Raw genomic sequence first — 17,349 nt, forward strand, 5'->3', positions numbered from 1 at the left:
CTTGAGTAATATGAGTTTGTCTCACAATGCGCAAACTGGCACAAGAGCCACAGATAGGACCAGTGAGGCAGCCATGACGAAACCAGAAATTTCATTCGAGTTTTTCCCGCCGCAAACGCTCGAGGCCTCATTCCGCCTGTGGGATACGGTTCAGACGCTGGCCCCGCTTGAGCCGCGCTTTGTCTCGGTCACCTATGGGGCGGGCGGCACAACCCGCGAACTAACCCGCGATGCCGTGGCCACCCTGCACAAATCATCCGGCCTTCCTGTGGCAGCGCACCTGACCTGCGTGGACGCCTCGCGCCAGGAAACGCTGGAGATCGCCGATACATTCGCGCGTGCCGGGGTTCAGGACATTGTCGCCCTGCGGGGTGATCCGCCGAAAGGTCAGGTTCGGTTCCTGCCGCATCCCGATGGGTTCGCAAACTCGGTCGAGTTGATCGAAGCCCTGGCTGAAACCGAAATGTTCAGCATCCGCGTCGGCGCCTATCCCGACAAGCACCCCGAGGCACAGGATTTTTCGGCTGATGTCGACTGGCTCAAGGCCAAGCTGGATGCCGGTGCGGACGAAGCCCTGACGCAGTTCTTCTTTGAGGCCGAGACCTTTTTCCGCTTCCGCGATGCCTGCGAAAAAGCCGGGATCGACAAGCCCATCGTGCCCGGCATCCTGCCCATCGAGAACTGGAAAGGTGCCCGCAATTTTGCCCGCCGCTGTGGTGCGCATATCCCTGACTGGGTCGAAAACGCCTTTGAAAAGGCGATTCGCGATAATCGAGAGGATCTGCTGGCCACAGCACTATGCACCGAACTGTGTTCGGACCTGATCGACGAAGGCGTGGACAAGCTACATTTCTATACCCTGAACCGGCCTGAACTGACGCGCGACGTGTGTTTTGCACTGGGTATTACTCCAAAGGCCGAATTGCAAAACGTCGCCTGATTTGATCCCTGTTGATTACTTTGCCCGGACCCTACCAAGGCTCCGGGCTTTTTTGCGGGATCACAAGTGCAACCGGGATGTGAACAATAGCGCGACCCCTTTCGAACTGTCCCCCAAATAGCGATAAATTTTTGATAAAGTTTGACAAATTCGTGAGCCTCCACACACTGAGTTCGTAGTGTTTGTTTAATGAGTGTTTTGGCTATGGAGCCTGTTGAAAAGATAAATGCACGCGTTGACGCGCTCGAAGCTTTGGGCTTGGACCAGAATGCAGGGTCCGACGATATCCGAGATGCTTGGCGCCACATCGCATTTCACGCACATCCAGACCACAGAAACGGCGATTGCACACATTTCGCGCGCGCCAAAGAGGCGTATGATTTTTTACGCCGCGAAGGGCTGACCGTCAAAGGACGTGCCACCGGCATGCCGCGCCGGCCGAAGCTACGCAAACGTGTCATTGAATTGGAAAGCGCTGATATCGACGCCTGCCGCGTGTTGCTGAACACAGCTCTGGCGCACAGCCCGGATGGCGCAAACCCGGATTCTCAGACCTCAATCGAAGCAGACCATGTCCCCGAAGCCGTTGGGTTCTATGGCCGTCATCTGACTTATTTTGTTCCAACACCGGTTTGTGAGGGGTCCAACCGGGTGGCGCTGCCAACCTCGGTTCTTGCCTCGGCCCGGCGGACGGAAACCGAAGTTCTGAGCTTTCAGTCGAACGATGCAGGCGCCGGTGAAGTCGTGGTTCCCGACACGATCACCGAACGAAAGTTTCCCGGCGCGAAAAGCGTTCGCATCAAGTTCGACGCGGGTCAACAAATGCGCGACGACTTCTGGCTGGCTGGCTAACAGCAAAAACCCGGCCTAGTGTGGACCGGGTTTAGCTTCGGTGAGTAGCGTATTAGTTTGCGACCGGACCTTCCGAGGTGAATTTCGGAATAACGCTGGTCGATGCGTCATCACCTTCGATCCCCGGCCAGTTGCCTTCGGCCAGATTGATGTTGCCGGGGATATCCTCTTCAAAAAAGCCGACAACAACATCAGTGATGTTCAGGTACAGCTTGTCATCGACAATCCGCCACAGGTTCGGGTTCGCCGGAACCTTGCCACCACGCGATACACCGTAAGCGCAATGCCCATCATAGGCCGGGGCGTAATAGGCGGGGTTTTCAAGAAACTTATCGCGGTGCTGTTCGGTCGAGAACGCCCAGGTGGCACCGTTATAGTCCGCTGTAATATCAGAACGGCCACGTACGGCCTCGGGCTGGGCTTGGCCAACCGGCGCCTGATCCAGGCCACGATAGGCGACAACGTCGTAACCCGACACGGCAAAGCCGGTGCCGTCTACATACTGATCACCGGCGAAAGCCGGCACGGCAAAGGCCAAAGCTGTCACGAAAGTCAGGGCAAAGCGTTTCATGTGGTAAATCCTTTTGTCCTCGGGGTTGGGCACTTGCTGAGAGAATAGATATTTTCGCCCCAATGGGCAGTCCTGCTCGCGCCGCTGTGACATCGCATGAAGAAATGTGAGAGGTCCGATCCCGAATGTTACAAAACTGCCCCAACATCCGGGGTTGGACTCGGGGCTTTGCAACATTAGCTGTTGAGACGGACATAAACTTTACCAGAACGCAGCTGAGAAAGACGATAGATGAGCGAGCAATCCCCATACACGCCCCCCGCAGTCTGGACATGGGACAGCGAAAGCGGTGGTCGATTTGCCAATATCAACCGACCCATTGCCGGGGCGACCCACGACAAGGACTTGCCGGTCGGAAAGCACCCATTGCAACTTTATTCACTGGCTACCCCAAACGGTGTCAAAGTCACAGTGATGCTGGAAGAACTACTGGCGCTGGGTCACGACGGTGCCGAATACAACGCATGGCTGGTTAATATCGGAGAGGGGGACCAGTTCAGCTCGGGCTTTGTCGACGCCAATCCGAACTCAAAAATCCCTGCGCTTTGGGACCGCTCGGGTGATGCGCCTGTGCGTGTTTTCGAAAGCGCCTCGATCCTGTTCCATCTGGCAGAAAAGTTCGATGCTTTCCTGCCGAAATCGGGTCAGGAACGCACCGAGGTGATGAACTGGGTGTTTTGGCAGATGGGCAGTGCGCCTTATCTTGGCGGCGGTTTTGGCCATTTCTACGCCTATGCGCCTGAGAAATGGGAATACCCGATCAACCGCTTCGCGATGGAGGCCAAACGGCAGCTGGACGTGCTGGACCGGCAACTGGCTGAAAACGCTTATATTGCAGGCGAAGACTATACCATTGCTGATATGGCCATCTGGCCCTGGTATGGCCAACTGGTGTTGGGCCGCCTCTACAGCGCCGCCGAATTCCTGGATGTCGAGTCCTATAAAAACGTGATGCGGTGGGCCAAGGCGATCGACGCGCGCCCCGCTGTTCAGCGTGGCCGCATGGTCAACCGTGCGTTTGGTGAGCCGCATACGCAGCTGCACGAACGCCATGACGCAAGCGATTTCGACACCCGCACACAAGACAAGCTGGAAGCAGCAGCAGAATAGTCGCAATGCCCCGCGGTTCGTTGGATCGCGGGGCTTGCCTGACCACCTATTTCAAAATTGGTGGCTTATCCGGGTTAGTGCCCGGCGTAACCTGTTCGATGACCCGCGCCTCGGGCTGTGGCAAGTCGAACCGTAAGCCAACCCGTGCCAGTGCCGCTGATGCTGGATCATGCGGGCCAAAAAAACCAACATCCATCGCCCCAGCCTCGATCCCGGAAAAGGTCAGTGCCTCGGACGCGGCTTTGGCCAGTGCGAGCTCAGCTCCCTCAACCGCGCCGACAAAACCAAGAAGGTGGCCCATGCCGCCCTCTTCCGTCTTGGTCCCAACAAGAAACGCAGCTTCGGCCAAGCCGACGGCTGTGGCCAGCTTTGTGTCCAGCGCTGTCAACAGATCATCCGGCATGCCCTTTGGCGGCAGGAACTCTGCCAGACGTTGCTGTACCTCTTCTGGTGCATGTTCCAACGTGGTGGCCAGCCAGCCCAGCGCTTCGGCCGGGATCAGCATGGATGAAGGTGCGACCTCAAGGTTCAGACCCAGCCCGATCCCCTGCCCTGCCAGCATCGTCGACAGCACCCGACCCGACAGCGCGACGTAAGGCACGGGACGTTCCGCAAATCGGGCCAAACGGTCGTGGCGATCAAAGGCCAGTACAAAGCGGCCATCCGCAACATCGAACAGCTCGGGCGAAATATTCTCGTCCTGCGCTTCTTCGGCCAGCAACAGAAACAGCTCAGAGTCTGCCAGGCGCTCAAAAAACCGCAGACGCGCCGCGTCATCCAGCGGACTGGCCTCCATCGTGGCATGGGCGGCGTCAAGCGCCGTGGCGTTAGTCATTCAAAACCTCTTGCACCCGCGCACGCAGAACCGGCAGCAGTTCAGCTTCGAACCACGGGTTTTTCTTTAGCCATGCCGTATTCCGCCAAGACGGATGAGGCAAGGGAAAGACGCGCGGCGCATGGTCTCGCCAGTTGCGCACGGTTTCGGTCACGGCCGTACGTACACCTAGGTGATATTTGTGCGCGTGCCCCCCGACCAGAACCGTAAGCGGTACCTCGCCTAACTCATCCATCACCCTGTCATGCCATGTCTTTCCGCATATGGGCGGCGGTGGTAGGTCGGCTTTACGCTCGTTATATCCGGGAAAGCAAAAGGCCATCGGAACGATCGACACGCGGGCGCGGTCATAGAATACGGCCTCGTCAATCCCCAGCCAGTCCCGCAGACGGTCGCCAGAGGGATCGGTGAACGGACGCCCCGAGGCATGGACCCGCGCGCCAGGCGCCTGCCCTGCGATCAACAATGGCGTACCAGACCGAAACCAGACCACCGGGCGCGGCTTATGCGCGGTAAACGTGGTCTGAAACCTGTCTGCGCAAATACGGCAGGCCGCAATTTCTTTCTGTAGCGAATTCATCAGATCGCAAGACTTCCTGCATCAAATTGGTTGACGGTCGAAAGGAAAGATAGTCAACGGACACCCCAAGGCCAACAGATGCAAAAGTCACAAAACCAACAGCACAGCGACGGTACGCATTGATCATTTGTTTCACAATTCGACATAATGTAGCCAACATGGACCAATAAATTTGTCGATGGTTTACCAACCTGGGCGGTGTACCAAACAAACGCCCGAGCAGCAGGCCGTGAATGCTTGAGTTTGAGAATGTCAGTAAGTCCTTTTGGACCGGGACCCGCCGCAAGGTGATCCTGGATCGGGTCTCGTTCCAGATCGAACTGGGCCGGTCGATTGGCATATTGGCCCCAAACGGCACCGGCAAGACGACATTGATCAACATGATGGCCGGGCTGGAAAAACCGGATGAGGGTGTGATCCGCAAATCCTGCCGCATCTCGTTCCCGATGGGGTTTTCCGGCGGTGTGGTCAAAAAGCTTTCGGCCCTGGAAAACGCCCGCTACATCGCCAAAATCTATGGGATGGATCCCGACTATGTCGAGGCGTATTGCAGCTGGCTGTGCAATCTGGGTGAGTATTTCAATCAGCCTATCGGGACCTATTCATCCGGTATGCGGGCTCGCTTTACCTTTGCCCTGATGCTGGCGCTGGATTTTGACATGTACCTGATTGATGAGGGCATGCCCTCATCCACGGATGTAGAATTCAACCGAAAAGCAGGTGACATCCTGCGAGAGCGTTTGCGGACAACGACACTGGTGATCGTGTCCCACAATCCCGACGTTCTTGAGAAATTTGCACAGCAGGCGGCCGTTCTATTGGACGGTCAGCTTTACATGTTCGACACCTTGGAAGAGGCACGACAGTTATATGACTACCAAACCCAAGGCTAAAAAATATCGCTGGCGCCGCAATCGTCAGGGCTCGGATTCCGCAGACGCACGGGCCGACGCGATTTCGCGCATCAGAAAAGCGACGCAACCGTCTGAGGCGGCAAATAACCCGTCTCCCTCGACCGATATTGAGGCGATCAAGCGCGAAGGGCTAACCGGTCGCCAACTGCGTGTGGCACGTCGTCTGGCCCAGAAAAACGGGCTTGCTGCAACGTCGGATTACGACGCGGTGCGGCTATTACGTAAAAAGGGCATCGATCCGTTCGAACGTGCCAACTTGCTGGATTTGGCAGCCGAAAAAACAGGTTCGAATGATCAAGCAAAGGACAAGATCAAGATCCAGTTGCCGCAGACGATTTCGGACTCTTCCCAAGGCCTTACCGGTCCGGAGCTAACGCCAGCCGAGCGGCGAAATCTTGAAATCGGTGAAATTCAAAAGGACATCGCACGCCGCCGCAAACGCAAGCTGTTTGCGCTGTTTGCGCGTCTGGCAGCCTTTGTACTGCTGCCGACCCTGATTGTGGGCACCTATTTCTATCGGTACGCAACACCGATGTACGCCAGCGATTCCGCCTTTTCAATCTTGCAGGCAGACGGCGGCGGGGCGTCCTTTGGTGGGTTTCTTGCAGGTACTCAATTCGCCACTGCACAAGATTCCGTCGCCACGCAGGAATTTTTGGAATCCAAAGACGCGCTGGTGCGACTTGAGAACGACACCAATTTTTCCGAAATCTTCAAGCAGGATTGGATCGATCCGATTCAACGCCTGCCGCAGGATGCATCTCTTGAGGATACCTATAAGCTTTACAAGCGGATGATTACCATTGGGTACGACCCCAGCGACGGTATCATCCGGATGGAAGTTGCGGCACCAAGCCCCGAGATTTCAGTCGAACTTTCCAATCTTCTACTGTCCTATGCCGAGGAAACCATCAACGGTCTGACCGAATTGAAACGCGAAGACCAAATGCGCGATGCCCGGGCCGGTTTTGAATTGGCTCAGAACGAACGTCGAAAAGCTCAGGAGGAACTGATCGAGCTGCAGCTTCAGGGGGCGGTTTTGGACCCAGAAAACGTCCTCCTTGGCCTGCGCGAACGGATCAACGTAATCGAAATCGAGTTGCAGGAAAAAGAACTGCAGCTGGCCGCACTTTTGGACAACTTGCGCCCGAACCAAGCCAAAGTGGATGGTGTCCGTGCGGACATTCAACGACTTGAAGTTGCCCTGGCAGAACTGAACGCCGAAATGCTGGACGCGTCAGCAGGCGAAAACTCGCTGGCGCGTTTAAGCGTGCGAATTCAGATGGCCCAGGCCGACCTTGTGGCTCGTGATTTGATGCTGCAAACCGCAATGGAACAGATGGAAACCACACGAACCGAAGCCAACCGCAAAGTGCGTTATCTGACGGTTTCAGTGAACCCGGTCGCCAGTGAGGAACCCAGCTATCCGCGCAAGTTTGAAAATACGATTTTGGCTTTCCTATTGTTTGCTGGTATCTACCTGATGATCTCGCTTACCGCGTCGGTCCTTCGTGAACAGGTATCCTCGTAAGACACATGAAACATGTAAAAATCTCCGATCTCACGGTCGGTAATGATCTGCCTCTGACGATCATTGCCGGCCCCTGCCAACTTGAAACCGCCGATCACGCCCAGATGATCGCTGGCAAAATGAAAGAGGCCTGCGACGCCGCCGGTGCTCAGTATGTGTTTAAAGGCTCGTTCGACAAGGCTAACCGCACCTCTGTAAACGCAGCTCCTGCACTGGGCCTCGACAAAGGTTTGGCAGTGCTGCAATCGGTAAAGGACAGCATTGGCGTGCCAGTCACTACGGATGTGCATGAGAAAGAACAATGCGCGACCGTTGCCGAGGTGTGTGACATCCTGCAAATCCCCGCTTTCCTTTGCCGTCAAACCGCCCTTCTAAAATCCGCAGGCGCAACAGGCGCGGTGGTCAACGTCAAAAAAGGTCAGTTCCTGGCCCCTTGGGACATGCAGAACGTCGCGGCCAAGATCGAAAGCACCGACAATCACAACATCATGCTGACGGAACGTGGTGTCAGCTTTGGCTACAACCGCCTCGTGGTGGACATGCAATCTCTGCCGGAAATGGCTCGCACCGGGTACCCGGTGATAATGGACGCCACCCACACTGTGGCTCAGCCCGGTGGATTGGGTGGTGCATCCGGTGGTCAGCGCGAATTTGCGCCCGTTATGGCACGCTCGGCTGTTGCCGTTGGTATAGCCGGTGTTTTTATGGAAACACACCAAGATCCGGACAACGCCCCCTGTGATGGCCCCAACATGATCTATCTGGATCAAATGCCTCAATTGATTGACACATTGATGCGCTTTGATGCATTGGCCAAAGCCAACCCGATTCAGATTTAAGCAAGAGCGATAGTATGACCAAACCCATCCCCGAGGTGATTCCGAACACCTGGAGTTTTCTACGCGACCCGATGATCAAACCCACCGGGTTTCGCGAATATGACGCCCGTTGGAAATACCCCGAAGAGATCAATCTGCCGGGCATGACGGCGCTGGGGCTGGGTTTGGGCACTCAGATGCGCAAGCGTGAAATCGCGCCTGTGATCGCGGTCGGCAACGACTATCGCGACTACTCGCTGGCAATCAAGAATGCGTTGATCCTGGGCCTGATGCAGGCCGGGATTCAGGTCAAGGATATCGGCCCGGCACTGAGCCCTATGGCCTATTTCGCCCAGTTCCATCTGGATGTCCCTGCCGTGGCCATGGTCACCGCCAGCCACAACCCGAACGGCTGGACCGGCGTAAAGATGGGCTTTGAACGCCCGTTAACCCACGGCCCGGACGAGATGTCGGAATTGCGCGACATCGTTCTGAATGGACAAGGCATCCCCCACGAGGGGGGTTCGTACGAATTCGTGGACGGCGTGAAAGAAGCTTATATCGACGATCTGGTTGGTGACTTCAAAATGTCTCGGCCGCTGAAAGTTGTCTGTGCGACGGGTAATGGTACAGCGTCAGCCTTTGCGCCCGAGATTTTCGAACGGATGGGGGTCGAGGTCGTGCCCAGCCACAACCGGCTAGACTACACCTTCCCCAACTACAACCCTAATCCCGAAGCCATGGAGATGTTGCACGACATGGCCAACACCGTGAAATCCAGCGGCGCCGACATGGCGCTGGGATTTGACGGTGACGGAGATCGCTGCGGTGTTGTCGATGACGAGGGTGAGGAGATTTTCGCCGACAAGGTCGGCGTGATCATGGCCCGCGATCTGGCCAAGCTGTACCCCAATGCGACCTTTGTGGCGGACGTCAAATCAACCGGGCTGTTTGCCAGCGACCCCGAGTTGCAGGCCCACGGCGTCAAAGCCGATTACTGGAAAACCGGCCATAGCCACATGAAGCGCCGGGTTAAAGAAATCAATGCTCTGGCAGGGTTCGAGAAATCGGGCCACTACTTCCTGGCAGAGCCGATCGGGCGCGGCTATGACTGCGGCATGCGGGTCGCGGTCGAGATCTGCAAACTGATGGATCGCAACCCGGACAAAAGCATGTCGGACCTGCGCAAGGCACTGCCAAAAACTTGGTCGACGCCAACAATGTCGCCCTATGCCGCCGATACCGAGAAATATGACATTCTTAACCGGCTGGTGGACAAGTTGGTTGCCAAAGCTGACGCAGGTGAAACCTTAGCCGGGCGCGCCATCAAAGAGGTGGTCACCGTCAATGGCGCGCGGGTCATTCTGGACAATGGCAGCTGGGGTCTGGTGCGGGCGTCTTCGAACACGCCGAACCTGGTTGTGGTCTGCGAAAGCAGCGCAAGTGAAGATGAAATGCGTGCCATCTTTGCCGATATCGACGCCGTCATTCGCACCGAGCCCGGTGTTGGCGACTACGATCAGACCATCTGATCCGGGTTCGGGGCGCCTAACGCGCCCCGCCCGTTAATTTCCGCCCAACAATTTGAACAGGCCTTTCTTCGCCTCTTCTTCCAACTTGTTTTTTAAAGCATCCTCGACACTTTCACTGTCTGTCACTGCTGTGCCCAGTTCATCACCGACTTTGTCCAGAACCTTTTGCTTGGCGTCGTCCTCAAGGTCTTTCAGCTGACCTTCGGCGGCGGCCTCGATCACTTTGGACAAATCGGGTTGGATCGAAGGGTCGCTCCACGGCCCGACAATCCGCACTGGAACCGAAAGACCCTGCCCCGAGTTGGCCCGCAGCGCGGTTGGGGTAAACAGATAGTCGATCCTGCGCGCGCCGATATTGACCTTGCCCGTCCCATCTGCACGGAAATTGTCCAGTGACATCAGCAGGTCGTTATTGGTCAGCACACCCTGATCAATGGTAAAACTGGCTGTCAGGCTGTTGAACACGGTTGTCCCACCCGAACCTTTGCCGCGCCCCATCAGGCGATCCAGATCAAAACCCGAAATCACGCCCTGCCCCACATTCAGATTGCCCGTGCCACTGAGGGATCGCATGATCTGGTCTTCGGTCTGCCCGACGCCTAGAAATTCAAACTCACCCGTTCCTGTACCCGTAAAACGCTCAATCCCCGCGAGGGTGGACAGGGCTTGTTGAACGTTCATGTTTTTCGCCTTCAGCTTACCGCCGACTGACAGGCCATTGCGATTGTTGGCCACCACCTGCCCGTTCACCTGACCCGAGAACAAAGTGGCCGGGTTCATCTGCAACACAGCACGGGACCGGTCGAGTATCAGCGTCAGGTCGCTGGCTCCCAGTTCTAGGTCGGGCAGGACAATGGACGAGGTCGTCAGGCGTATTTCTCCATTGGCCAGCGACAGGGCCGAGGCATCAATCGGGGCCTTGGACCACCCACTGTCAGGCGAGGACACCGTTCCCGACCCACCCCCGCTCGATGCCGGCGCGTCATTGAAACGTGAAAGGTCAATATCCCCACTCTTGAGCCGCGCGGTGATTTTCGGCGGATCCGAAATCTCGATATCCGTTTCTCCGGTAAAGCGGTTGTGGTCCAACTGCGCCACCATGTTGCGCAGTGAGATACGGCCCTCGCTGGTATAGGTCATCTGCCCAGACACATCGGCCTTGCGGCCCAATCCCAGCGGCACCCCGACACCCGCCTGTCCAAAAGCGGCCATCATTTCCTCGGTGTTCCTGGTTTTGACCGCAAGCGCGCCGTCCATTTCTCCAGCAAGGTTGACGCGGCCATCGAACCCAACCTCGCCGCCCGGCGCGGTCAGAGCCAATTTCAAAGGTGCGACAGCCCCGGATGCATAGGTCGGCAGGTCCGGTATTTCGAGGTCAACTTTCACGTGGCCGCCCGGCACTGCCATCCGCGCCTCCATGACCATGGGTGAGGTCGGCCCCGGCCAGCTGGCCGACAGATCAACGTTTGAGAAGTTGAATTTCGTTGCGCCATTTTCGATGTAAACCAACTGTGCATTGGTCAGTTCCAGACGGTCCAGCGTCACGGCACCTTGAGGCGATGCAGATGACGCGCTGGTATTGCTTCCGGTCGTCGCCTGCGAGGCAACCGGAGCGCTTAATTCCCAATTGCCGCGTCCATCGGATAACTCGAGCCTCAAAACCGGATTATCCGCGACAACCCGCCTTATCCGTAAATCTCCGTTCAGCAGCGCCGAAGCATCCACGCCGACGGCAAGGCTTTCGGCGCTGAGCATCGGTTCGGACCCGGCCCAGGGTGCGTTGCCAAACGTGACAGGGCCGGTCTCCATCCCCAGAACGGGCCAGAACGACAGGTTCACATCCCCCGACAAGGTCAGGTCGCGCCCCGTTTCGCTTTTGACCTGTTCCGCCAGAATCGCCGCCAGCTTATCCCCCGGCATCAGCAATAAGGCGCCGATGACCAACCCGATTGCGGCCACGAATAAGAAGAGTATGCGCACCAGCCACTTCATTTTTCTGCTCTCCGCTTATTTGGCATGCGTTGAAAAGATCATCCAAAGCCCAGCCCGTATTTGCAAGAGGAAGCGTTCCCCACTATATGCCGCGCCATGAGCACGAACCCACCAAACCTCCGCCCTGACCTGGCGCCCGCCGCCAGGATGCCTGATACGCCACGTACCAACCAACCAACCATTGGTATGGTGTCGCTGGGCTGCCCCAAGGCCTTGGTCGATAGCGAGCGGATTTTGACCCGTCTTCGTGCAGAAGGGTACGGCATTTCGCCAGATTATTCCGGGGCCGATGCCGTAATCGTGAACACTTGCGGGTTCCTTGACAGCGCCAAGGCTGAGTCTCTGGACGCCATTGGCGAGGCTTTGGTAGAAAACGGCAAGGTCATTGTGACCGGCTGCCTGGGGGCCGAGCCCGACTATATCCGTGAACACCACCCGCGCATTATGGCCGTGACCGGGCCGCATCAATACGAACAGGTGCTGGATGCGGTGCATTCAGCAGTTCCCCCCGATCCTAATCCATTCGTTGATCTACTGCCCGCCGCCAGCGTGCAGTTGACCCCGCGCCATTACAGCTATCTCAAGATATCCGAGGGCTGTAACCACAAGTGCAAATTTTGCATCATCCCAGACATGCGCGGGAAACTGGCCAGTCGTCCCGCCCACGCCATATTGCGTGAGGCCGAAAAGCTGGTCGACAATGGCGTGCGCGAATTGCTGGTGATCTCGCAGGATACCTCGGCCTATGGGCTGGACCGGAAATACGATGTGAACCCGTGGAAGGACCGTGAGGTGCGCAGCCACATTACCGATCTGGCGCGTGAGCTGGGGCAGCTGGATGCCTGGGTTCGTCTACACTATGTCTACCCCTACCCGCATGTGCGCGAGCTGATCCCCCTGATGGCCGATGCCAGGTGCAACATCCTGCCCTATCTAGACATTCCGTTCCAACATGCCCACCCGGACGTTCTGAAACGCATGGCCCGCCCGGCGGCAGCGGCGAAAACACTGGACGAGATCGCAGCATGGCGCGCGACCTGCCCCGATATCACCCTGCGCTCGACCTTTATCGTCGGCTATCCCGGCGAGACCGAGGCTGAGTTCCAGACGCTTTTGGACTGGATGGATGAGGCGCAATTGGATCGCGTGGGATGCTTCCAATACGAAAACGTGGATGGCGCACGCTCGAACGATCTGCCCGACCATGTTCCGGCCGAGATCAAACAAGAGCGCTGGGAACGGTTCATGGAGAAGGCACAGGCGATCTCCGAGGCAAAGCTGGCCGCAAAGGTCGGCCAGACCATCGAGGTGATCGTGGACGAGGTCGATGGCGAAGCCGCCACTTGCCGCACCAAATCCGACGCGCCCGAGATCGATGGGAATCTGTTTATCGACGAAGGGTTTGAAACCCTCAACCCTGGCGACATCGTCTCGGTCGAGGTCGATGAGGCTGGCGAATATGACCTTTGGGGCAAGCTGACCTGATCCAGTCACCCCTGCTGGGCAAAGCGTGAGGCAAGTTTATTGGTGTTTTGCGCCAGACTCGTGGATTATGACGGGACATACCGCCTTATAGGAAGGAAGTTCCAATGTCCTGCCTACGCCCCTTTGGCCTGAAATGCATAACGGTTATCCTTGCTGCCCAGCTTTATGCCGTTCCCGCTGTTGCGGACAACGTCCGCGCGGGCGGTTTCATAATTATAGGGTCCGAACCGCTGAGCCTGCACCTGCGCAGCAAACACCATGTGCAGCGATACTATGGCGAACCTAAAGTCTATCATCGGTCCAGCAAACACAAACATCAAACCAAGCCGAAAGTGTACCACCACAAGAGCAAACCCAAGGTTCATTACGTCAAACCGGTCAAACGACACCACCGGTCAAGGCAAGCGTTCAGCAACAAACATGCCTCGCCTTATTACCTTCCACGGAGTTACGGAATTCAAAACCGAAGATATCGCTATGGTATAAAACGGCGGAGGTATTGATGGCTTCAAAACAGGCTTAGAAGCCCGATGACCCAAGCCAATCCCGCCGCCAAAGCCGTTAACGCAACAGCAGCACTGGCGGCGTCCTTGGCCTGCCCCGCCAGTTTATTGTGATCGGTCGAGGTGTGATCGACAGCGCGCTCAATCGCGGTATTGAACAGCTCGGCCACCAAAACAAGCAGGCCAAATATCAGGATCAGGGCGCGCACCCCTTCACCGAACGGCAACCAAACGGCCAAAGCAGCCGAGACCAGATTTGCCCAAACCCAGGCGCGGAACGAATACTCTTCACGCCAGGTCGCGACCAGCCCTTGCCAGCTCCAACGCGTTCGATCCTTGAGATGTGTAAGAAGGTTTCTCATCAGCCTTCAACTTTTCGGTGTACGGAACTGAAGCCGCATTGATTTATGGAGGGCAAGAAAAAACCGCCCCGAGGGCGGTTTTTTTGTCGAGAATGTGCGGGCAGCCTTAAAAACGGGCCACCCGCGGAATAGTTATTGTGCGACCGGATTACAGACGGTCTGGCCTGCTTCTGTCGTGGCCAGCTCAGTTCCTGCCGGGCAGCTAGGTGTGCCGAATTTGTCGTACTCAGGCGTGATATAAACCGGCGCCGGTTCTTCCTGCTGCGAGCAAGCAGCCAAAACAAGGGCAAATGCACCAACGGCAGCAAATTTGAGTTTCATGTCCGTCATTCCTCTATTAATTTCCTGATATTGCCCAAGAATCCGGGGCCGGTCTCACAATACGACTTGAATGGCATATTTGCAACGAATTCGATCACGCGATCGTGAAGAAAGGCGAAACAACGCCGGTAACCCCCTCAGAAACAGCGGATTTATGAGCATAGGCTACCGATTTTCGCGTATCGCTCTACACTGGTAGACTGACATCAGCAAAAGACGGAGTAGCCACATGTCTGACAGCCCCACCATCGCGCAAAAAGGTCCCTTCCCGGTCGAGGTGATCGAAGGGAAAAGCTATTTCTGGTGTGCATGCGGCCGATCCAAGCGGCAGCCGTTTTGCGATGGATCGCACAAAGACACCGGGTTCGAACCGGTAAAGTACACGGCAGACAGCAGCAAAAAAGTCTTTTTCTGTGGCTGCAAACACAGCGGGAATCCTCCGCTGTGTGACGGGTCGCATTCCAAACTGTAATCAGGTCTTCAACGCGTTCAACAGATCAGCGTTGGCACAGAATTCGGGTGCGGTGTGGGCCTCGGATTGTTGTTCAGACAACCAGATGGCACATTGGTTACTGCACTGCGATGCCCGGCAGCGTGTTACCAGTTCGGCATAGCGATCCGGTGTCAGCCGTTTCTCTGCCATGGCTTCGGTCAACGAGATTTTCATACATCGCGCCACCGAACGGGTTAGCCAAAAGTGTTTTTCGACATCCCCCAAAGAATTTCGCGCCATCAGTTTTCCTGCTTTGATCATGTTTTCAACACAGCAAACCGGTGTTGGTTTCTGCTAGTCTGTAGGTCACCTATCGCGTCCGGTGACCACTCTAATGCGGCATGAAACCTTCCTGTCGTTAAGGCTGCAGTTTTCGGAGCATTTCCTGATTGCGGCAGTATTCCGGCGTTTGGCCCGCCTGCGCGGGCTGCTGTAGGAAGCTCTGGCAATGATTGGGATTTGCACAGCCCGTACACCTCAGAACAGCATCGGAAAGCTGATCGATCGAAACATCACCTTCAATCGCGGATTCCTGCAGATCCACACCAAGTTTCGTAGCCATCTGATCCACAAGACCTGCATGGAATTTCAAGACTTCTTGATCGGGCATGAGAGGTCCTTTCCTGCCATCTGTCCGCAGCAGGATATCTCAACCCGGTGCTTGGGCCTTTGACTCACATCAAGGCCCGACGCCGATATGATCCAGATAGGCTCGGGTCGCGTCCTGCACGCGCCTAAATCGATCCCCACCCAGCTTTTTTCCGCCGTACCAGCGGGTGACGATGACCACATGACTGTCCAGCCCGGCCCGTTCAAGCATCCTTAGAATCACCATGCCCGCACCGCTTTCCCCGTCATCGGCCTTCAACGCCCCGGTCGGCAAAATGGCCGCCCAGGTGTTGTGCGTGGCTTTGGCATAAGCCTTGTCTGACTTGAGCTCCTGCAAGACTGCATTAACATCGGCCCGCGTGCCAACGGCTGCGCCTGTTACCGCGTATTTCGACCCCCGGTCCGTCAGGATCACGCCCAGCCGTGTCAAAGCGGTCATTGCGTCAAACCCAATTGTCTTGCGGTTTCAAGAACGATCTGAACTCGGTCGGTATTTGGGGGGTGCGTTCCCAGAAACTGATCCCCCGGATCGGGAAGGCGATCAAAATATTTGGCGCCAATTAAAGGGTTGTATCCCGCGTTATGGGTGATGATCGTGCCCAGTTGGTCCGCCTCAAGCTCGAACGCTTTCACGTTCACCTGCACACCCAATTCGGCCCCCAATTTCTGCGTGCGTTCAAGGTCTTTGCCTTCCTCGCCATGCAGCTTACCCAATTCGCTGAAGATCGCGGCACTTTCCTGGGCGTTTTTCGACTGCCGGGCGATGTGTCCCAAAACATGATGCGCTGCCTCGTGCCCCATGACAAACGCCAGTTCATCAGGATTCTTCGCAGATTGGATCATCGAACGCGTGAATATGATTACCGGCTGATTGTCATCATCCAGAGTCTGAAAGGCATTTGCCGGTGCGCGCGGGTTCAGGTCGACCAATATCGTGAAATCGCAATTTTTGACCTTGGCCTGGCGCAGACATTCGGCGCGGGCTTCGTCGCCGACCTGACGGCTGATTTTCCGAAACGCGGCGGCGTCGACCTGAAAATCACTCGAATCCAGCGACCATTCATTTGCCGGTTGCACGCGCAGGACACCGGCACTGCAGGCCGTCAACAACAGAGGAAACAGCAAATAGATCAGACGGCGCATTCATATTCCTTTGAAACGGTGATCCCGTTTGAAAAACCATAGCGCGACACCTGGGGGACTGCCACCTTCGGATTGCACGGGAACGGGTTGCATTGCCGCCTTGCTCCCTGCACTCTGCCTATATGTTTTCGATTGAGCATGAATTCGACTCGACAGTCATTACTCTGGTGGACGAAGGCCCCAAACCTTTGCAAGAGGATGTCGTCATCAACAGCTTCGCCGAATGTGTGACGCTTGAGCAGCTGGACCCACGCACAGACAAGATCCAGAAAATAACCTTGTCGCCCGAGCAGGTCCGCGATCTGGCCGCTGCGCTGGATTTGCCGGAAGGGGTGTATCAAATCCACGAAAGACCCAGTCAAGGCGCATAGACAAACAGCTTGTCCCGCGCAGTCTGCCCTTGTTTTAGGGTCAGCGTCGAAGGGGCCACCTGCATGGCCGTGGCCAGTATCCGGCGCACAGCTTCGTTGGCTTTGCCGTATTCGGGCGGCACAGTGACCGTAATGCGGATTACGCCCTTGTCCATCGTGATGCTGTCCTTTGCGGCTTTCGGCGCGACCCGAACCGGAACCGCCGTGCCAGGGACGGCATGGGCGCTTAGGTCGGGTATGCCGCGCAGTTTCGGCCTGGCCATCTTTTCACCTCTTGCCTGTAAATACCCTTGCATGGGGCACCGGGGAATGAAAATGATCCGGCCTATCCAGCTGATTGCACTTGAAACGCGCCAGATACTCAACCAGATACAGACTGCTCATGTA

General features: G+C 56.5%; 22 protein-coding genes. 10 read left to right on the plus strand and 12 right to left on the minus strand.

Annotated features, from left to right (window positions below; translation table 11 throughout):
• Window positions 1–73 precede the first annotated feature (73 nt).
• Both metF and ACR0AJ_RS04580 read left to right on the plus strand, forming a co-directional pair.
• Complete coding sequence (gene metF / locus ACR0AJ_RS04575; RefSeq protein ID WP_170347900.1) at window positions 74–940, plus strand: methylenetetrahydrofolate reductase [NAD(P)H]; 867 nt, start codon at window positions 74–76, stop codon at window positions 938–940.
• Between the two features lie 189 nt (window positions 941–1,129).
• Window positions 1,130–1,792: a DnaJ domain-containing protein gene (locus tag ACR0AJ_RS04580; RefSeq protein ID WP_480567080.1), complete on the plus strand. Its 663-nt coding sequence runs from the start codon at window positions 1,130–1,132 to the stop codon at window positions 1,790–1,792.
• A gap of 52 nt (window positions 1,793–1,844) precedes the next feature.
• Here ACR0AJ_RS04580 and ACR0AJ_RS04585 read toward each other — a convergent pair whose 3' ends face one another.
• Entirely contained in the window at window positions 1,845–2,363 is a 519-nt protein-coding gene (locus ACR0AJ_RS04585; RefSeq protein WP_480740195.1) for a YHS domain-containing (seleno)protein, read from the minus strand.
• Window positions 2,364–2,594: 231 nt separating this feature from the next.
• Between ACR0AJ_RS04585 and yghU the strand changes: the two genes are divergently transcribed.
• Window positions 2,595–3,473 carry a glutathione-dependent disulfide-bond oxidoreductase gene (gene yghU / locus ACR0AJ_RS04590; RefSeq protein WP_480740197.1) on the plus strand — a complete coding sequence of 293 codons (879 nt, stop codon included), beginning with the start codon at window positions 2,595–2,597 and terminating at the stop codon, window positions 3,471–3,473.
• A gap of 46 nt (window positions 3,474–3,519) precedes the next feature.
• Here the strand turns inward: yghU and ACR0AJ_RS04595 are convergent, their stop codons facing one another.
• Together ACR0AJ_RS04595 and ACR0AJ_RS04600 are read right to left on the minus strand one after the other, a co-directional pair.
• The gene (locus ACR0AJ_RS04595) at window positions 3,520–4,308 is read right to left on the minus strand and encodes an SseB family protein (protein WP_480740198.1); all 789 of its coding nucleotides are present in this window, start codon (window positions 4,306–4,308) and stop codon (window positions 3,520–3,522) included.
• Window positions 4,301–4,888 carry a uracil-DNA glycosylase family protein gene (locus ACR0AJ_RS04600; protein WP_480662451.1) on the minus strand — a complete coding sequence of 196 codons (588 nt, stop codon included), beginning with the start codon at window positions 4,886–4,888 and terminating at the stop codon, window positions 4,301–4,303. Before ACR0AJ_RS04600 ends, ACR0AJ_RS04595 begins: the two co-directional genes overlap by 8 nt.
• 233 nt (window positions 4,889–5,121) lie before the next feature.
• Here ACR0AJ_RS04600 and ACR0AJ_RS04605 point away from each other — a divergent pair, with 233 nt between their 5' ends.
• The 4 genes from ACR0AJ_RS04605 to ACR0AJ_RS04620 are packed head-to-tail and all read left to right on the plus strand — an operon-like array spanning window position 5,122 to window position 9,683.
• A complete protein-coding gene (locus ACR0AJ_RS04605; protein WP_170347894.1) occupies window positions 5,122–5,781 on the plus strand; it encodes an ABC transporter ATP-binding protein in 660 nt (219 codons plus the stop codon).
• Window positions 5,759–7,333, plus strand: coding sequence for a KpsE/RkpR family capsule polysaccharide export protein (locus ACR0AJ_RS04610; protein ID WP_170347893.1), 1,575 nt, complete (start codon window positions 5,759–5,761; stop codon window positions 7,331–7,333). The genes ACR0AJ_RS04605 and ACR0AJ_RS04610 overlap by 23 nt, the downstream gene beginning before the upstream one ends.
• 5 nt (window positions 7,334–7,338) lie before the next feature.
• Window positions 7,339–8,172: a 3-deoxy-8-phosphooctulonate synthase gene (gene kdsA, locus ACR0AJ_RS04615; RefSeq protein ID WP_480740200.1), complete on the plus strand. Its 834-nt coding sequence runs from the start codon at window positions 7,339–7,341 to the stop codon at window positions 8,170–8,172.
• Window positions 8,173–8,186: 14 nt separating this feature from the next.
• Window positions 8,187–9,683: a phosphomannomutase/phosphoglucomutase gene (locus tag ACR0AJ_RS04620; protein WP_480740202.1), complete on the plus strand. Its 1,497-nt coding sequence runs from the start codon at window positions 8,187–8,189 to the stop codon at window positions 9,681–9,683.
• A gap of 33 nt (window positions 9,684–9,716) precedes the next feature.
• Here the strand turns inward: ACR0AJ_RS04620 and ACR0AJ_RS04625 are convergent, their stop codons facing one another.
• The gene (locus ACR0AJ_RS04625) at window positions 9,717–11,675 is read right to left on the minus strand and encodes an AsmA family protein (protein ID WP_480740204.1); all 1,959 of its coding nucleotides are present in this window, start codon (window positions 11,673–11,675) and stop codon (window positions 9,717–9,719) included.
• Window positions 11,676–11,771: 96 nt separating this feature from the next.
• On the opposite strand from ACR0AJ_RS04625, the gene rimO reads away from it, so the two are divergent.
• The gene (gene rimO, locus ACR0AJ_RS04630; RefSeq protein ID WP_170347889.1) at window positions 11,772–13,160 is read left to right on the plus strand and encodes a 30S ribosomal protein S12 methylthiotransferase RimO; all 1,389 of its coding nucleotides are present in this window, start codon (window positions 11,772–11,774) and stop codon (window positions 13,158–13,160) included.
• A gap of 113 nt (window positions 13,161–13,273) precedes the next feature.
• Here the strand turns inward: rimO and ACR0AJ_RS04635 are convergent, their stop codons facing one another.
• The 3 genes from ACR0AJ_RS04635 to ACR0AJ_RS04645 form a co-directional block, all read right to left on the minus strand.
• Complete coding sequence (locus ACR0AJ_RS04635; protein ID WP_480640703.1) at window positions 13,274–13,525, minus strand: hypothetical protein; 252 nt, start codon at window positions 13,523–13,525, stop codon at window positions 13,274–13,276.
• Window positions 13,526–13,668: 143 nt separating this feature from the next.
• A complete protein-coding gene (locus ACR0AJ_RS04640) occupies window positions 13,669–14,025 on the minus strand; it encodes a diacylglycerol kinase (RefSeq protein ID WP_170347887.1) in 357 nt (118 codons plus the stop codon).
• Between the two features lie 132 nt (window positions 14,026–14,157).
• Window positions 14,158–14,346, minus strand: a complete 189-nt coding sequence (locus ACR0AJ_RS04645; protein WP_170347886.1) for a hypothetical protein — start codon at window positions 14,344–14,346, stop codon at window positions 14,158–14,160.
• A gap of 229 nt (window positions 14,347–14,575) precedes the next feature.
• On the opposite strand from ACR0AJ_RS04645, the gene ACR0AJ_RS04650 reads away from it, so the two are divergent.
• Complete coding sequence (locus tag ACR0AJ_RS04650) at window positions 14,576–14,818, plus strand: CDGSH iron-sulfur domain-containing protein (protein ID WP_170347885.1); 243 nt, start codon at window positions 14,576–14,578, stop codon at window positions 14,816–14,818.
• On the opposite strand, the gene ACR0AJ_RS04655 is transcribed toward ACR0AJ_RS04650, so the two are convergent.
• The 4 genes from ACR0AJ_RS04655 to ACR0AJ_RS04670 form a co-directional block, all read right to left on the minus strand.
• Window positions 14,819–15,079: a DUF6455 family protein gene (locus ACR0AJ_RS04655; protein WP_170347884.1), complete on the minus strand. Its 261-nt coding sequence runs from the start codon at window positions 15,077–15,079 to the stop codon at window positions 14,819–14,821.
• A gap of 118 nt (window positions 15,080–15,197) precedes the next feature.
• Window positions 15,198–15,449, minus strand: coding sequence for a DUF6455 family protein (locus ACR0AJ_RS04660; RefSeq protein ID WP_170347883.1), 252 nt, complete (start codon window positions 15,447–15,449; stop codon window positions 15,198–15,200).
• A gap of 69 nt (window positions 15,450–15,518) precedes the next feature.
• Entirely contained in the window at window positions 15,519–15,887 is a 369-nt protein-coding gene (locus ACR0AJ_RS04665) for a YigZ family protein (RefSeq protein WP_480646032.1), read from the minus strand.
• On the minus strand, window positions 15,884–16,591 hold the full coding sequence (locus tag ACR0AJ_RS04670) for a M48 family metallopeptidase (RefSeq protein ID WP_170347881.1): 708 nt from the start codon (window positions 16,589–16,591) through the stop codon (window positions 15,884–15,886). Before ACR0AJ_RS04670 ends, ACR0AJ_RS04665 begins: the two co-directional genes overlap by 4 nt.
• A gap of 122 nt (window positions 16,592–16,713) precedes the next feature.
• Between ACR0AJ_RS04670 and ACR0AJ_RS04675 the strand changes: the two genes are divergently transcribed.
• On the plus strand, window positions 16,714–16,962 hold the full coding sequence (locus tag ACR0AJ_RS04675) for a hypothetical protein (protein ID WP_170347880.1): 249 nt from the start codon (window positions 16,714–16,716) through the stop codon (window positions 16,960–16,962).
• On the opposite strand, the gene ACR0AJ_RS04680 is transcribed toward ACR0AJ_RS04675, so the two are convergent.
• Complete coding sequence (locus tag ACR0AJ_RS04680) at window positions 16,950–17,225, minus strand: DUF167 domain-containing protein (RefSeq protein ID WP_480740208.1); 276 nt, start codon at window positions 17,223–17,225, stop codon at window positions 16,950–16,952. The two genes, ACR0AJ_RS04675 and ACR0AJ_RS04680, sit on opposite strands and share 13 nt — an antisense overlap.
• Window positions 17,226–17,349: the final 124 nt, after the last annotated feature.

The organism is Ruegeria sp. CJ9, assembly GCF_056536625.1.